18 protein-coding genes are annotated in these 15311 nt (G+C 53.6%); 9 read left to right on the top strand and 9 right to left on the bottom strand.

The window, feature by feature from the left end; all coding sequences use genetic code 11:
* Positions 1-8: 8 nt before the first annotated feature.
* Complete coding sequence (locus tag GTP90_RS20335; RefSeq protein ID WP_152836401.1) at positions 9-344, bottom strand: hypothetical protein; 336 nt, start codon at positions 342-344, stop codon at positions 9-11.
* A gap of 148 nt (positions 345-492) precedes the next feature.
* On the opposite strand from GTP90_RS20335, the gene GTP90_RS20330 reads away from it, so the two are divergent.
* Together GTP90_RS20330 and GTP90_RS20325 are read left to right on the top strand one after the other, a co-directional pair.
* Positions 493-897: a MerR family transcriptional regulator gene (locus GTP90_RS20330; protein WP_161085241.1), complete on the top strand. Its 405-nt coding sequence runs from the start codon at positions 493-495 to the stop codon at positions 895-897.
* Positions 898-953: 56 nt separating this feature from the next.
* Positions 954-2036 (top strand): cation efflux transmembrane domain-containing protein, encoded by a 1083-nt coding sequence (locus GTP90_RS20325; RefSeq protein WP_256369113.1) that lies wholly within the window; start codon positions 954-956, stop codon positions 2034-2036.
* A 60-nt stretch (positions 2037-2096) separates the two neighbouring features.
* Here GTP90_RS20325 and GTP90_RS20320 read toward each other — a convergent pair whose 3' ends face one another.
* The 3 genes from GTP90_RS20320 to GTP90_RS20310 form a co-directional block, all read right to left on the bottom strand.
* Complete coding sequence (locus GTP90_RS20320; protein ID WP_161085240.1) at positions 2097-2495, bottom strand: hypothetical protein; 399 nt, start codon at positions 2493-2495, stop codon at positions 2097-2099.
* A 64-nt stretch (positions 2496-2559) separates the two neighbouring features.
* The gene (locus GTP90_RS20315) at positions 2560-2901 is read right to left on the bottom strand and encodes a YnfA family protein (protein WP_161085239.1); all 342 of its coding nucleotides are present in this window, start codon (positions 2899-2901) and stop codon (positions 2560-2562) included.
* 2 nt (positions 2902-2903) lie between these two features.
* The gene (locus tag GTP90_RS20310; RefSeq protein ID WP_161085238.1) at positions 2904-3410 is read right to left on the bottom strand and encodes a MerR family transcriptional regulator; all 507 of its coding nucleotides are present in this window, start codon (positions 3408-3410) and stop codon (positions 2904-2906) included.
* 94 nt (positions 3411-3504) lie between these two features.
* Between GTP90_RS20310 and GTP90_RS20305 the strand changes: the two genes are divergently transcribed.
* From GTP90_RS20305 to GTP90_RS20285, 5 genes are all read left to right on the top strand, one after another.
* Complete coding sequence (locus GTP90_RS20305) at positions 3505-4137, top strand: hypothetical protein (protein ID WP_161085237.1); 633 nt, start codon at positions 3505-3507, stop codon at positions 4135-4137.
* A 96-nt stretch (positions 4138-4233) separates the two neighbouring features.
* Positions 4234-4710: a helix-turn-helix domain-containing protein gene (locus GTP90_RS20300; protein ID WP_161085236.1), complete on the top strand. Its 477-nt coding sequence runs from the start codon at positions 4234-4236 to the stop codon at positions 4708-4710.
* The gene (locus GTP90_RS20295) at positions 4692-5210 is read left to right on the top strand and encodes a nucleotidyl transferase AbiEii/AbiGii toxin family protein (protein WP_161085235.1); all 519 of its coding nucleotides are present in this window, start codon (positions 4692-4694) and stop codon (positions 5208-5210) included. The genes GTP90_RS20300 and GTP90_RS20295 overlap by 19 nt, the downstream gene beginning before the upstream one ends.
* A complete protein-coding gene (locus tag GTP90_RS20290; protein ID WP_161085234.1) occupies positions 5210-5977 on the top strand; it encodes a hypothetical protein in 768 nt (255 codons plus the stop codon). The genes GTP90_RS20295 and GTP90_RS20290 overlap by 1 nt, the downstream gene beginning before the upstream one ends.
* Positions 5978-6605: 628 nt before the next feature.
* On the top strand, positions 6606-7850 hold the full coding sequence (locus GTP90_RS20285; RefSeq protein WP_161085233.1) for a tyrosine-type recombinase/integrase: 1245 nt from the start codon (positions 6606-6608) through the stop codon (positions 7848-7850).
* A 306-nt stretch (positions 7851-8156) separates the two neighbouring features.
* On the opposite strand, the gene GTP90_RS20280 is transcribed toward GTP90_RS20285, so the two are convergent.
* Positions 8157-8417 carry a helix-turn-helix domain-containing protein gene (locus GTP90_RS20280; RefSeq protein ID WP_175048165.1) on the bottom strand — a complete coding sequence of 87 codons (261 nt, stop codon included), beginning with the start codon at positions 8415-8417 and terminating at the stop codon, positions 8157-8159.
* Positions 8418-8604: 187 nt separating this feature from the next.
* Here GTP90_RS20280 and GTP90_RS20275 point away from each other — a divergent pair, with 187 nt between their 5' ends.
* Positions 8605-9030 carry a hypothetical protein gene (locus GTP90_RS20275; RefSeq protein WP_161085232.1) on the top strand — a complete coding sequence of 142 codons (426 nt, stop codon included), beginning with the start codon at positions 8605-8607 and terminating at the stop codon, positions 9028-9030.
* Positions 9027-9239 (top strand): glycosyltransferase family protein, encoded by a 213-nt coding sequence (locus tag GTP90_RS20270; RefSeq protein WP_161085231.1) that lies wholly within the window; start codon positions 9027-9029, stop codon positions 9237-9239. The genes GTP90_RS20275 and GTP90_RS20270 overlap by 4 nt, the downstream gene beginning before the upstream one ends.
* 279 nt (positions 9240-9518) lie before the next feature.
* Here the strand turns inward: GTP90_RS20270 and GTP90_RS20265 are convergent, their stop codons facing one another.
* From GTP90_RS20265 to GTP90_RS20250, 4 genes are read right to left on the bottom strand one after another with little or no spacing between them, the layout of a single operon-like run.
* Entirely contained in the window at positions 9519-10877 is a 1359-nt protein-coding gene (locus GTP90_RS20265; RefSeq protein ID WP_161085230.1) for a hypothetical protein, read from the bottom strand.
* The gene (locus GTP90_RS20260; RefSeq protein WP_161085229.1) at positions 10874-11944 is read right to left on the bottom strand and encodes an ATP-binding protein; all 1071 of its coding nucleotides are present in this window, start codon (positions 11942-11944) and stop codon (positions 10874-10876) included. Before GTP90_RS20260 ends, GTP90_RS20265 begins: the two co-directional genes overlap by 4 nt.
* Positions 11945-11948: 4 nt before the next feature.
* Complete coding sequence (locus tag GTP90_RS20255) at positions 11949-13943, bottom strand: helix-turn-helix domain-containing protein (RefSeq protein ID WP_161085228.1); 1995 nt, start codon at positions 13941-13943, stop codon at positions 11949-11951.
* On the bottom strand, positions 13943-14602 hold the full coding sequence (locus GTP90_RS20250; RefSeq protein WP_161085227.1) for a hypothetical protein: 660 nt from the start codon (positions 14600-14602) through the stop codon (positions 13943-13945). The genes GTP90_RS20255 and GTP90_RS20250 overlap by 1 nt, the downstream gene beginning before the upstream one ends.
* Between the last annotated feature and the right edge of the window lie 709 nt (positions 14603-15311).

The following is a 15311-nucleotide window of genomic DNA, read 5'->3' as shown; positions in this document are numbered from 1 at the left end:
GGTTTAGTTCAGGAACATATAGGAGGTCGATCCAGAGGGATGGGGTTTGCGGATGTAAAACCTGAGACCACTATCGCCAGATGAATGTCCGGCTCGGCAGCGCCAACAAAATAATCGTGCACGGGCATATCTGCCAAATTTGACAGCGACGCGTAAAGACCTGCCGCATGACTGACTTGGGTTCTCTCGGGCTTGGCGACCGGATTGGTCTGGGGCGCGACCACCGATTCATGTTGAACCTGTGACTGTTCTTCCAAAACTTCATCCAGAAACGGCCAATCACCCAAGTTCAAGACGAAGGTGAGCAAAACAAAATAGCTGGCGGCCCGGAAGAATTTCAACATAGTGCAAAGACTAACATAGGTCAGAGGTAGGCTGGCTAAGAGGAGTCCTCTTGTGAGGGGATGGCGTATTCGAAGGTGCATAATCGGACGCTTGACGGGTTGACATGCAACGTTTATAAACCTTGTAGTCACTTTAAGGTCAAGCATCATGACGATATCTTTTTCAATCGGCCAACTGGCCAGTGCCGCACAGACGCCTTCGGCGACCATCCGGTATTACGAAAAAATCGGACTTCTTTCCACTCCATCGCGCACCGGCAGCAACTACCGGCAATACGACAAGGAGGACCTCGATCGGCTCGCCTTCGTGCGGCGGGCCCGGGAAATCGGATTTACGATCGACCAGGTGCGTAGCCTACTGGCGTTCTCCGACCAGCGCGATGCCGACTGCTGCGCGGTGATGGCCATGACGTCCGAGCATTTACATGCGGTTGAGCAGAAGATTGCCGATCTGGTGGTGCTCAAGGAGCAATTGGCCAACATGTTGGCGTCGTGCCAGGGCGGGACGGTGGCCAACTGCAGCATCATCGACACATTGCAGCCCAGGCAATGACCCCACCGGCGCATTGTGCTTGACGTTAGAGTAGCTTCAAGGTGTACGCTTGACGGATGAATACAGATACCGGCTTTACCCAGGAACCGTCCACAGCAGCCACACCCCGTCGCGCGAGTATCCTGCATGTACCCAAGATGGACTGTCCATCGGAGGAAAGTCTAGTCCGCATGGCACTGGAGCCGGTGCGCGGTATTCGCGCGGTTAAATTTGATCTCAACGAACGTACCGTCACCATCGATCACGCTGGCGATGCACAGATGTTTTTAGACGCGTTATTGCCCTTAAATCTGGGGGCGCAGTTGCGCGAAAGCGTTCCAATCGGCACTGCTCAAGGCAACGTAGTTACCACGCTGCTTATTCCAAAGATGGACTGCCCATCGGAGGAAAACCTCATTCGCATGGTGCTTGGGGGTGTGGCTGGAGTCGGCTCGCTGGATTTTGACCTTGCCGCACATACGCTGAGGGTTACACACCAAGGCAACGCCCAAACAATTCTTGCCCGCCTCGCACCGTTTGGCCTCGGCGCCCAGTTGATTAATTCCAAACCCGCCACCGACAGCGCCTGGCCGGAAAATGAAGCGGTTGACGACGCCAGCGAGGCGCGGACACTGCGCTGGCTGCTGGCGATCAACGGCCTGATGTTCCTGGTCGAGATGGTCTGGGGTGTTCTAGCTGAATCGACAGGCCTGATCGCCGACTCGCTCGATATGTTTGCCGATGCCGCGGTCTACATCCTGGCCCTGTATGCAGTGGGCCGCTCTGTGGCATTGAAGCGCCGTGCTGCTCACTTGGCTGGGTGGCTTCAGGTTATCCTCGCGCTGGGGGCACTGGGCGAAGTGCTGCACCGTGGCGTGACTGGCAGCGAGCCCGAATCGGTCGCCATGATGGGAATTGGCGCTGTCGCGCTGGTCGCTAACGTGATCTGTCTGATGCTCATCGCCAGGAAACGTCATCACGGCGCCCACATGAAGGCGAGCTATATTTTCTCGGCGAACGACGTGATTGCCAACCTGGGCGTGGTCATCGCTGGCGCTCTGGTGACATGGACTGGCTCACCGTATCCGGACCTGATGGTGGGCTTTGTCATCAGCTTGATCGTCCTCATCGGCGCACGCCGCATTTTACGTTTGCAGTGATACCGAGGCCGGGGCACTGTTTGAAGGCAGTCTCTCGCGATGCAATTGCGTTATGCGAATTTAATGATTACGGGCGTATTGCTTGCACATTGCTATAACAGCCGCCAATTCGCTGGTGTCCGATCTTTGGCATAGCAACTCAAGCACGAGCTCGATTTGGACTTTGCTTGGAATGATTTCGGTGGGACTATGTACCATCCAGCCGATCAGTAAGGGCGACAATTCGTTCGCAGGCATGGACAGTACCTCTTTTCGAGTCGGCACGCGCACATGGAATTTGCGCCGTCCGTGATAACTATCAGCCCATTTTTTCGCAGACTCGATGTTCTCTAACGGAGTGCCGAACCATTCAAAGTCATTTTGCATGAGAAGCATCTCTCCAAAGTTCAGGCGCCATAGTACCGCATCTGATAATTGATCAATGTGCGCTGACTCAGATTTCCCTAACCGCTTGATCACACGACTCCATAGGATGCCATCGCACAACGACTGGCTATGGCGCTACCGATTACCTTTGGGCCAATCACACCGGCCGGTGGCCCAGCGCGATAACGCCGGCCCCCACGAGTGCCAAACCGACGCCGATATAGTCATTCCACGTCGGAGCGACGCCATCAACAAAATACAGCCATCCTATTGCCGTCGCAATATAGATGGCGCCATAAGTGGCGTACACGCGGCCACTCGCGTCAGGGTGTAGTGTCAACAGCCAGACGAACACCATTAAGCTCAACGCCGCCGGCAGCGCTAGCCACGTTGAACCCCGGCCGGTCAACCACAACAGCGGAAGGTAGCAGCCGAGCAACTCGGCAATGGCGGTGGCGAAGAACAAACCAAAAGTGCGCGCAAGCGCGATCGAATCCATAGTCATTTGCGTTTCAATTCCTTGGTGATCAATGCCGAACTGGCCGCGGCCGGAACGGCGCAGCATGATACGTCAGTAGCGGAGACGCAAGCGGCCGGCGTCGCCAGGTCGTCGATTATCACGCAATCCTTCGTCAGCCCGCCGCTGCAAGCGGTGTCGCAACTGCAGACGAAGGCCGCCAGGCTCGCTTCCAGTTCGCGCATTTCCGCCAACTTGGCCCGCACCTCATCGAGATGGAACTGGGCCAGGTCGCGCACTTCGACGCAGGCGCGGTCTCCATCCTCGAACAGATCGGTGAGTTCGCGCACTTGCTCGATCGGAAAACCAAAATCCCTGCAGCGCTTGATGAATGTCAGGCGCTTGAGGTCGATCTCTCGGTAGTAGCGGTGACCATTCGAGGCGCGCTCTGGGCGGGGCAACAACCCGATTTTCTCGTAGTAGCGGATGGTTGGCACGCTGCAGCGCGTTTGCACCGACATCGTGCCGATGGTGAGATTCGGGTCTGGCATGACAGGATTTCCTCAAATAGTGCTTGCACCTAAAGTTACTTTAGGTCTTATGGTGTAGGCAAGCAGTATTTCAATCACCAGAGAGGTTCATCTTATGACATTGACAAATAAATGGCGCAACGTCGCAACTACCGGAGCTGGCGTTGCAGCTGCGGCCGGACTGGCTTGTACGGCTTGTTGTCTCCCCTTGATTGCGCCGATTGCCGCTTCCTTGTTGGCCGGTGTCGGCGCGTACTGCCTCGACGATGTGATAAATCCCTGGTTCGTCAGTGTGGTTGCCGGGATTGCCTTCGTGTCAATATTTGGCTGGCTGTCGTACCTCCGTCGTCGGTCGCGCCTACGCGCAGGAAAAGGTACTTGTGGCTGTCAGGGCGAGCGCGGCTCGAATGCAGCTTCGTCAGCGGAGTCAGTGATGAATGTCAGCAAGCCGGCGCCGATCGCCTGTACATTGTCGGCCGCGAATTTCAAAGAGCGCGCCGACTGGCTGCGTGATTTGACGTCCCGCGCGCTACTGAGTCATCAGCTCGATGAGTTACGTCTGCACCTGTCATACCGACTGGAGGCGGCGGCTGACGTCGACAAAATGGTTTTTCAGGAGCGGGAGTGCTGTGGCTTCCTAAGTTACACCGTCCGTCGCACGGCTGTGTCGATTGACGTGACAGTGACGGCGCTGCTTGACGTCGGCGCCGATGCTCAGATCTTGTTTTCGCATCTACTTCCTGGATAGTTGACGCAACTACAGGCGTGCAATCGTTTTAAACTCTTGGATTTTTGGCTTTGCGCACTATAATGTTAAATATACTTAACATTACTTGGTTCTAACATGAATCTGGCCCAGATTGGTGGTGAAATTCACAATAAGCGCGTCCAGGCTGGTCTGCTGCAGGAGCACCTGGCCAAGTTTGCTGGCCTTTCCCGCGTCACGATTAATCAATTGGAAAATGGGACGCTGAAGGACTTAGGCTACACCAAGCTCAAGGCCGTGATGGACATTGTGGGTATCGACATGGAAACAGTACAACCCTCTGGATTGAAAAGCGCGTTGGTGATCGCTGCGCGCAGCATCAGCACCAGTTACCGGGACGTCGTGACGCCCGAGATGCTGTCGCTGATGCTGCGTTCCGGCCAGGCACCTGAACAATTCCAGCCGCACTTGATGGCGTTGCTTGATGAGACTCCGCTGCCGGTCGTCGTAAAGGCAGTGACCGAGGCGGCGACGCCGGACGTGCCTGCGAAAAAGATCATGAAGAACTTGAGCTTGTGGGCTGAGCAGTGGCAAGTATGCAGAACAGTCTGGTGATGGCGGGCGATCCGGGCATCCCGACGACATGGGAGACACTGTTTTCCAATGCCCTGACGGTCATCGACTTCGTGGCGGCGCCGAACCTGACAACACCAGGCTTCGCGATTGAAACGATACTGGGGCAACAGGTCCGGGCGGAGACCTCCGTGGAAATCATCGCCAAGAAGATGTGGCATCGAGGCGATCGCATTACGGGGCGCGATATCTTCGACTTTGCGTTGATTGCTGAGCGGGAGCCCAAGGCACTCATGGCGGCCGCCGAATGGATGGTTCGCCATGCCGCCGCAGTATTCCAGCAACTCGACGAGCGATATGAACCGTTAAAAAAGCAATTTGAGGCGGTCGATGCCCTCAATTTTCACCCGACCTTCGACCAGGCCTGTGGCACCCTAAAAGCAATGCTAACAGCCATGCTCGAAGAATCGCCCCAGCGAAAAAGTGACGCGCCGGACGTTGACGACGGACCGCACGATGGGCCAGCAGTAACGGGAACGTGATGCGTTATCCAAAGCCACAAAAAGGCAACCCGCACAAACTGACGATCGATCAGCATATTTTTCCCAAGGCCTGCATAGCCCGTTTCGCCCGTGAGAATGGCACGGTGCAGGTGCGCCGTAAAAGCAACGAGCAAGATCTGTGGCTAACGCCTGGCAACTCGTACTTTTGCGCACGCCGCCTGTGGGACCAGAAGGCCGAATCCGTCTTCATGAAGGTGATCGAGGATCAGTACCAGGACGTCGCAAAGAACATAGTCGCCGGCGCCGTTACCACGCTTGATGCTGCGATGAATGCGGCTGTCACCGACATGTATCTGCTGTGGACTCTCCGGCACGAACGCTACCTTAATCCGCTTCCTGATATCCGAATGAATATGGTGGCGCCAGAGCGAGAGATGTCGATCGACACGCAAGAGATCCTGGAGGCCAACGGCTATGTGTTCGCTTCGCCGGACAATACCCTCGCCAGCCGCTTCATGACTGGATTGCGCTTTACGATCGAGATGGGCAGGGAGCGGCAACGAATGGCGGGCAAGAGATGGGGTATATTGAAGGCGGCCGATGCCGAATTTCTGGTCCCAGACAATTTTTCGGCATACAGCGTCGTTCCGCTATCGCCTACGATCGCTCTCGTGGAGGGACACGCGGACCAGCAGATCGGTTTCCACCAGGTCGCCGATATCAACGGCCGGGCGGTCCATGGCTCCCGCCGCTACTATTTTGCTCGGGACATCACCCGCTGTCCCATCCTGAAACATCGCATCTAGGATGGCCTGTTCCAGCGCCCGGCGGGCTAGGCCGCTTCTTCTGCTGCGATCAGACCGAGATCCGAAAGCAGCTGCCCCCAAATAAATACCAGCATAAGCACAAGGGCGTATTGCATGTAAGGACGACGGCACGTATGAAGGTCAAGTTCTTACGCTCGAACCAAAATGGTGACCAGGCTGGAATTGGTGGGGCAGGAGCGGAAGTCGGTCTTGCTGAACAAAGAGGTACGGCGGCTGCAAGCCATCGCGACCAATTGTCCCAAGAAAAAACGATCAGGACTCAGGGCCGAATAGTTCATGAAGAGCTGGCGCGGCGTGATACCGGACCCGCAACTGGACCGCGACGGAGTTGATATCCCGAGGCGAGTCCCTTTGGCATGGCTGCCGCCACCGCCATAGTGCAGGGCTGCCTGAGTTAGTTATAGCATTATCGAAACTTAGTTAAATCAATAAGTTACAGCAGCATTTGAGTTTTTTTACACGAATCCCGGCCGACCCTCTATTTGGGCTGATGACGTCGTCGGCTGTCAAAGCACTTGCGCATGAGCTGGTAAGCGCTAAAGTTATGATGCCGGAACATTCTCGGCAGAAGACATTAGATGGTTGATTTTTGAGAAGGAAAGCGCACGTGACAGATTTGGTTCCGGTGAGTGTTCAAAACGGCCGTTTGGTGACGGCCACGCATGCCCACGGGCTAGGGCCGGTAGCCGACGACTGGCAAGCGGCCCAGGTTTGGCTCGACGCCATTGCAACGCGGGGACGTAAAAACTCGGCTGAAACGGTCGCGACATATGGGTATCACCTCGACAAAGTGCGCTGGTTCTGTGAGAACGTCCACCCCGTCAGCCCCTCCCGATGGACGATGCAGGACGTTGACGCGTTCTGCAAATACCTGGCGGATGTGCCCGAAGATGCGATTTGCGCCCGAGATCCGCTGACTGGCGCTTTCGCCAGCAGACACGATCCGGGATACTCGCCATTTCGCAAGCAGCCGGCCGTCAGCAGTCAGGCCGACATCAAACGGTTTGCCCATGCGATGTTTCGCGCCTGGCGGGACATGGGCTACATTCACATCAACCCGATGGCCTTACACGGTGCCGGCACCATGCGCAAGATTAACCCGGAGCGGGCCGTGTCGATCGACCTTTACGATATGGTGTTTGAGGCGATGGATGCGGAGGAAAAGCGGACGTTCACCGCCAGGCAACTGGCGGCGCGTGACCGCTTTATTCTCATCGCACTGCGCGAGCTCGGCCTTCGGGCCAGCGAGTTAATCAAAGCCAGCATGTCAGCGTTCTATAAGCTGTCCGACCCACAAGATAAGAGGACGTATTGGGTCATGCGGATCGGTGAGGAAACCTCCAAGGGGCGCAAAGAGCGCAAGCTGCCTGTCCCGAAAGTGGTGATGGACGCCCTGGGCGTTTATCGCGAGGCGTTTGGCATGGACACTGAACCCTCCTCCGTCGAGGAAATTTCGCTGATCCTGTCTGTCAAGACTGATCGTTCCAAAGCCCATGCCAGCGGGCGCCTCATCAAAGACGTTGAGTCCCGGCGTTTTTTTCAAGCCTGGCTGCCTGTTACCACCCGCCACGGCCTCTATCATATTGTCAAAGGCAGATTGGAAAAGGCGGCCAAAATACTGGATGAAATTGGTGAGCCTGAGCGAGCGGCGCATTTGCGTCGGGCCTCAACACACTGGCTTCGGCATACCTTTGCCAAGGCCGCCCTCCTGACTGGACAGGACGTGCGCACCGTCGCAGCTTGGCTTGGCCATAGCGACCTGGCCACAACAATGATCTACACCGAGCAGGAGGCACTTGACCTGATCCGTGCGAGCAACGACAGCAGGCCAGGCTTTCTCGCTGCCGAATAGTATGCCTCCGTCCATTGCTCCTTTGTTCCTTGCCGATGGGCTGTTCGCCGCCACAGTGGGCGCAACGGCGTAATGCGGTAGCCACCCATGCTGTGACTTCGCGATTGACGGCACGCCAAGAAATCAATAAGACTGTACATGGCAACGCTGGGAACGTCTCTCGTAGAAGCGAAACATCCATAGCTAAAGGCGCGTAAGCGCCTCTTTTTCTATTCGGTTTTCGTTTTTTCCTCGTTTTTTTTTCCGAACAGAGCCCGCTTTCCACCTGCGCAGCACAAGCCTGCAGTAACTTCCTGCGCCGGTTTATCAGCGCCGCTTCGAAGTGACTTTGGAAGTACTGGATTCAAGCTGTTTTTCCACGGCCTCAATAACCGAAGACGCGCGCACGTCAAGCGCAGCGCACAGCTTAAAGATGACCCGGATGGAAGGCTGATTGATGCCGCGTTCTATCAGGCTCACATAGTTGCGTTCCACCCCCGCCTCAAGACCGAGCTGTTCCTGCGATAGCCCCGCCTCCTTGCGAAGAGCTCGCAACACCACGCCGAACGCGATCGCTGGATCGTCCAAAAAATTCCTCCCAATATATTGGGAGTGATCTTGGTCTTAGGGTATTATTTCGTCTTCACAATATATTGGTAATTTTGCGGAAATCTGCTGCGACGTGAAGCCGCCTCTGCAAAGTGCCCCAGCCATGCATGGGACGGCGCTACCGCTAAAGGAATTTATTATGCTACGAACAATGGATGATCACGCCATGCGTACCATCCCTGCCCTGCATGGACTTGGCACAAGGATGTGGCGAGCGGTAACGATGGAGCTTCGCGTCCCATATTACTTCGTCTGCCACGCCGTCAAGGAAGACGGCATATGGCTGCACGAGAGCTGTTTCTTATGGCGCGAAGCGGACGTTATCGATCTTTGCCAGGACGTCGTCCAGGACGTGCGCCGCAAAATCTCGCAATTGAGCATGTTGCTGCCCGCGGAAAGCGGCCGATGGGTGATGGAGGAAGTCGAGGAAGTCTGGACACTGCCCGCCGCGGACGAACAGGCAGCCATCTTTTTTGCGCGTGATCGTCGTCAGATGGGGCACACCACTGATATGCCGCTCGCCACATTTGACCAAGAAAAACAGAAAATTTACTCCCGGCCCCGGGCACGCAATAAAGGAAATATACGATGAAATTTTTCGTCATGATCGCCATCTCACTGTGCGCGGCCGGCTGTTCCAAGTCAGATGAGCGGGTGATCGTCTATGTCGACTCCAAAGAAGCACGGGACAAAGGTCTTGAGGTGATTGCAAAACGTCAGCGCGATCTGGCCGAGTCGGACAAGATGCTTGACGCGGAACTTGAGGCTGCCAAGAACAAGCCAACAAAACCAAGCAAATGATCTCTGCGACGTTGTCCTACGTCTCATGGCAAGCAACCACCCATTGGCATAATGTGGACACCAAGGTACTGAGCGTCTCGATGGATGATGTGTGTTTTAACTATACGCCCCAGCCATCGGGCATACCTGGCGAGCCAGGGCGCGGCCGACGACCGCGCCGTCGACAAGCTGGTCCAGTTCGCGGCGGCATTCGGCTGACAGTGGAAGGCGGACCAAACTGAAGGGGGCGATACACTGAGCGAAAGAGCAAGGAGCAATCCATCAAGCAAACAAACAGACTCAGCGCCTCAATTTAGACAATACTGTGCATTCCGAGCCGTCGGGCTCGTCAATCTCTTGCATCGGTCTATCTCTGCGCACGAACGGCCAAAGTGGCATACCATCGACTTTCGGGAAAAAAATTGCCCCTTTTTCCGTCCTCATTACACGCCCGTCAAGAATAGGGGTAAGAACACTTGCTGGGAAGCCAGTACCTTCAAATAATTTCTGAATTGGCCAATCACTATGTTTTAAAACGATGGAATGAATGATGCCAAACAACCCTAGCAAATAAGCGTGGAGCACTACTCGAAGCAGGCGCTCACCAAAATACCACCTTTCAAGCGGCGGTGGCATGGTGATAATTGTTGCATCATGCAGATTGATTGCAGAGTAGAATGCACGTCCCTCCAGTGTATAACGTAACAAACAGTAGGTCAGGACTAGTCGCGGCCAGCTTCCGATGCTCTCTTCATTCCCCTCGGAATTTCTAAAGCGAATGCACGCAGCCGAAATTTCGTGTATCTCATCTGGCTGATTAAAGACCCAAGCTTCGAGCCGTCGTAAAGTAGCTTGGTATTCGCGTTGCCTCAATTTCATAGCCTGTGACCGGGTGCGCTCATCATCCGTCAAATCTCGTGCCCATGAAAAACGGTCAATCTTCCATTGCAACCTCACGATCCCACGGAACGTTGATGCCCTAGCCTCGCCCGCTTGAGCATGCATATGATAAATAATCCTGTGCAACTGCTCTTGTGAATGAAACACGCTAAATCGCTCAGTACTCTCGCATAAATCTCGATCTTTAATGCTGGACGTCATTCTTCCGAATGAACTCAATCTAAGAGCATAATCCCTGAAAGGTTGAAATCTCTGCTCGATCACAGTGGCATGGTCACGCAAGCTCAAGTGCTCAGCAAGACTCGGCGCTTCTCCAGATAAAAAGTTCTTACACTGTTTGCATCGATACCGATACTGGCTTAGCCAGTTACCGCGCTTTAAAGGAAAGGGCTTCTTACCGCAATGTTGGCATAAATCAGTCAATTCGCATCCATGTACAGGACAAGTCCGGACGAACTCATAGGAAAAGAAAACGCTGTGGTAAGCGCCTAGCAGGCAAAATGGGCAATAGCGAAAAGTGGTTATCAGGATTGAGCCGATTTGGAAAATTTCCAGCTTGTCCTGCCAACAGGTGAGTCTGCGCCAGTAGTCGTCTCGGGTATAAAAACGGGAAAAGGATTCACGAAATTTATTCGAAGGTTCAAGCAGTTGCGAATAAGATTTCCCGTTACGCCATCCTAATCGGGCGCTTGCCGAATCGTATGATTCGAAAGGCAAAGGCGTAAGTTTTAGCCCAAGCAAAAGATGAGGAGCACTCATAAATTTACCTTTAATCTACGGCCCTTCTTTTCACTACTTGCAATTGCTGCCGCCTCAGCGATCAGCGCATATTGATTGCATTCACTCCACAGATCTGCAGGTAGAGCTTTGCGACTAATATCTAATTCGGCAATAGCGATGAGAAAACGACGAATTGCCAAAAATAGCTGGCGGGCTGATACACCGTTACGGCTGACTCCTCCGGGGACCAAGTCATTCAGTGAGCGCAGCATTGGCGTTACCTGTGTTTCCATCCGAAGTCCACTTTCCCAAGCATTCGGAGCAAAGTACTTCGTCCAAGGACAATCGCCGTTTGCAGGGTAGCAGGCCTTGTCCATTATCGAAAATAGGTTTGTAAAATCTGATTCTTCCTTGAGCGATTTAAACTGTACCTGCCTCAGGGTGAAGCGGCTCACTAAATCCAGCCTACCGCGCTCCCTTAACCTCTGAGCCACTCGAGTAAATTCCGGCTCTTGACCCATCATGAAGACGACGAAATGCACGTCTACCCGCTCCAGTTGATTGCCTATATCTTTTAGAAAGCAGAAGTCTTGGAGCGCCATTCCCTGGGCCTCGTCGATAAGCAGCACCACCATCTTTTCAGATCCGCCCAAACCTGCCTCTTCTAACGCGGCGCCAAGGCGTACTCGTAAATCGAATGTTTCACCTGCTATGTCCGTGATCCCCACCGTCAACAAGAAATTTTTAAAAAATGCTCGGATCGACGGCACTTGCTGGTTATCAACGATATGACGGAAGATCGGCACGTTGGGAAAAATCTTTCTCAACTCGTGCTCTGCCATGATGAGGCCGCGGCTCTTTCCATACCCGCTGGTCGCCGTAAAGCAGCATCCTAACTCCCGCAAAATAACCGCACGCCGCATCGCACCGACCATTTCTTTAATGGGCTCCGTCGGCAATACCAAGGTTTTACCGAAAAGCGGGTGCTTCGTTAACGAGAGAAGTTCGTTCGCTGAGCGCCCGTCGACGCTCGGGGGCTCACATGCGTCATCTGACTTACCAGGCTCGGCATCTGGCTTCTCAGATAGGCTGGCTTTCTTTTTCATGGCGTTACTCCGGCTGATGCAAGCTCTTAATGTTGAATGGGACATCCAGAAAAAGCGACTGCATCGAACTGCCTGACTGCGCGGCCTCGCGATCTCGCCGGACTGATGGCGTGCCGTCAGATTCATGCTCACTCGGGTGGTTTAGTGGCGCTTGCTTTGCGGCGGCTTTTGCGACTGCCAGCGCTGCCTTTCTAACGTTCGCCTTATTCATCCCGTTGGTGTCTTCTATCGCTGTAGCGGTAGCAAGTGTGCCAGCCCAGTCGTCTGAATGCATTTCTCGACGAACTTTGCGCCGGTGGTTGGTGCCTTCGCGATTTAAGATACTACGAACGCTCCAGCTTATTTCAACTTCTTGCCATCGATTCGGTGGCAACAGCTTCCCTAAAACTTCACCGGTTTCCACACAAACGGCATACGCTATACGAGCATCACGAAGCGAACTGTAGATTTTGAGATGCTGTCCTATCAGAGCAAAATCAGAGCTGATGATCTCATTCGTGTACCGCCAAGGTCCTACTTTCACGTAGGGGCGCTCACCCTTCTTGCGATTTCCGCGTACCGTCACAATGTCGGTGTGATACATCAGTAACGGTAACTCCTGGGTAGTAGCAGGCAGCGGCGAAGGTATGAAGGTGCTTCCATAGTTATCGATAGCAGCCGCCAGTGCGTCCATCGGCGAGCCCATCATGAGAGCGCCGGTTGGGGAGCAATTTTGTAGCAAAATCTGATGTTCGAGCGCCGAAGTGATGTCGGATAATTTCAACTCAAATGCGACGGCATTTTGCTCCGGATTGTTTTTGCGCGAGTCCAGCGGGCCAGAGCCGTAGGTGCAGGGACTACGTTGCAACCCTGAGCGGGTGGTCTGACCGAACACTCTTTCGATTGTATCCCTGCCCCACCATGCTTTTACAGGCCCAAGATGAACGGCGCAGCCAATAGTATCAACTACGTTGTCTATCACATCAAAGGCTACGTTTGACCAACCGTTATCCATTCTCAAAATCGAAAACCCCTGCCCAGCTAGCTGCTCAAACATTTGGTTGGGAAACACTTTGTTTCCCAAGCCGATTGCGAGCGCGCAGCTCTTGCTTCCAGCAACCAGAGGAATGATGGCGGACTCAATAGTTTCCAGAACACTGTCCGCGCTGGGGTTTATTTCTAGTGCCAGAACTGCACCGATAATCAGATCATATCGCTCTTCAACAATCGCTCCTACATACCACCTAGGTAAAGGAACCTTGATTTCCACACCAAATGGACTGGTGATCGAGATCATTGAGGCGGAATCTACTTTATGAAAGTCCAGTTGCACCGCGTTGAATGGACGCATTGTCGGGACAATGGGTTCTATGCCGCGGCCGACAGTAAGGCGCGCTGCAGCCTGTTCGCCCGCGCGAGCTCTCACCCATTGCTCTGGATATGGAGAGCTCAATGAATTACAGTAGGCTCGGAGTGCTTCAAGCCCTTCGGTCTTGGTGCTAAGTGGCCATTCATTGGGTTGTAGTCCGTGTTCCTCCAACCACCGTATGAACTTATTGTGGAGGTCGCAAATGCGCATTCTGACGTCGTGGAATTTGTTCTTTGGCTCCCGTGGTAGATAGAGTTCATGAACTAATTTTTGCAGCATCGGGTAGCGCTCAAACAGCTGACCCAGTGCACCAGTGCTCCCATTGTTCGCCTCCCCAGGTACACAAACAACCGGAGCGGTTCGTTCGTAATTTTTGATGTGCATGTTCGGGGCCAGAGCGCGGAATCCCCAGATTCGTCCATCGGCAGCAACCTCGCAGCAGCGCTTGAGCAAACGATGAACTTCACTTCGGATTATTCCGCTATCTGCCGCAATTTGCGTATGTGGTAGCCCAGCGAGATACATCCGAATAGCCTGAATACGATTTGCAACCAGTATCTTGTCTTCACCAACGAAGCACTCAACATCCACTGCGGGCCATTCGGCGACTGGTAGGATTGAGCTTCGTTTGGAAAATCGGCTTCGGCCCATTACTGCTCTCCAAAACGGATCACGCTGTTTCGTGTTAGCGGCTCGCCAGCAGTATCAAAAGAAGCCGTACCTTTTTGCAGCATTGATGCGACTAAACCGAGCATCTTTCCTTTGTCAATCTGTGGCAGTGCTAAAAGTTCACCTAGGGAGCAGCTACGCGTTTTCGATACTGCGGCAGTGAGCACATCTACTTCGCCAAACAAATGTAATCTCCAGACTCGGTTCATCGCTGCACATAAGAATATCCAGTTATCAATGAGGATGCGCTGCTCAGAGAGCCATTCGTCAGTAACAATTCTTATGCCATCTTTTTCAGCAACGTTTTCGAATTTGGACCGACGAGCCTTGGACCCGCGCAGCCGCACCGTATAGTAATTCGTGATTACTCCGTCAACGGATTGGGAACTGAGTTGGGGTTCAACCTTATCAGCAGTAACGGCATTGTCAGTGGTTCCGCACGGTGAGTAGGATCGCACTTGGAGGTCGGCTTCAAGTGTTATAGCCAGCAGATATAAGGGTTCGCCCGACAGCACAAATCTGCAGCCGTTTTTTGGCGACCGCATGTACCAAAGATCAACCTTCTTCCCAACAAGCTTACGTACGGAAAGCGGTGATGGTGTTGCCCCCTCAGCGGATTCAAATGCCCGAACTCGTTGCATGCCGCCCCCTTCAGGTCACTAAAGCCTAAGGGCGCTAATTTGTACCGAGGAATTCTCGATCTCGTAACGATGTCCGACATTGCGCCCATCACAGCGGGACAAAAACGCCTCACGTGACGTGTTCTCGCAAACGTTCAGCCGACCGCTATCAAATCAATCTAGCAGGCACGAGCAAGCGTAAAAGCAGTTTTTCAGTTTAGACAGCACTATCACCTGGAAGTGTTGCTTACGAAAGACATCACCCTACTGTGTCTAAAGACTTGGATCGAATAAACAGCCTCACCGCACGCGTCATAAATTATGAGATGTGCTCATGTCGAAGCCCGATTTCCGGTCGAGGCAAAACATATGACAGTCGTTCCGCTAAATCGACGGTTTCACAGCGAAGATACCCGTGCCTCTGGCACTGTCAACTGTCTAAACATTTGCCTTTAGACGCTCGCTCTAACCTAAATCTGCCAACATTCCTTACCCAAAGCTTAGTACAAGGCGAAATGCAGCTTTTTCGCCGCCAAGTATGCATTATTGCGTAAAGCTGACTACGGAATTTATTTGTATACTGATTTACGTAATCAGCTAGCTTGAATCGCCACGACCATTGTAGACACTCCTGAGCCATAATTTAGGCAAAGGAGAAATCATGAGTGGGAAGCGTTACACGGAAGAATTTAAGGTCGCTGCGGTCAAGCAGGTTCTTGAGCGCGGACAC

The organism is Duganella vulcania (assembly GCF_009857655.1).
In the GTDB taxonomy this organism is placed as follows: Bacteria; Pseudomonadota; Gammaproteobacteria; order Burkholderiales; family Burkholderiaceae_D; genus Rugamonas; species Rugamonas vulcania.
This window is presented reverse-complemented; position numbering and strand designations above follow the sequence as displayed.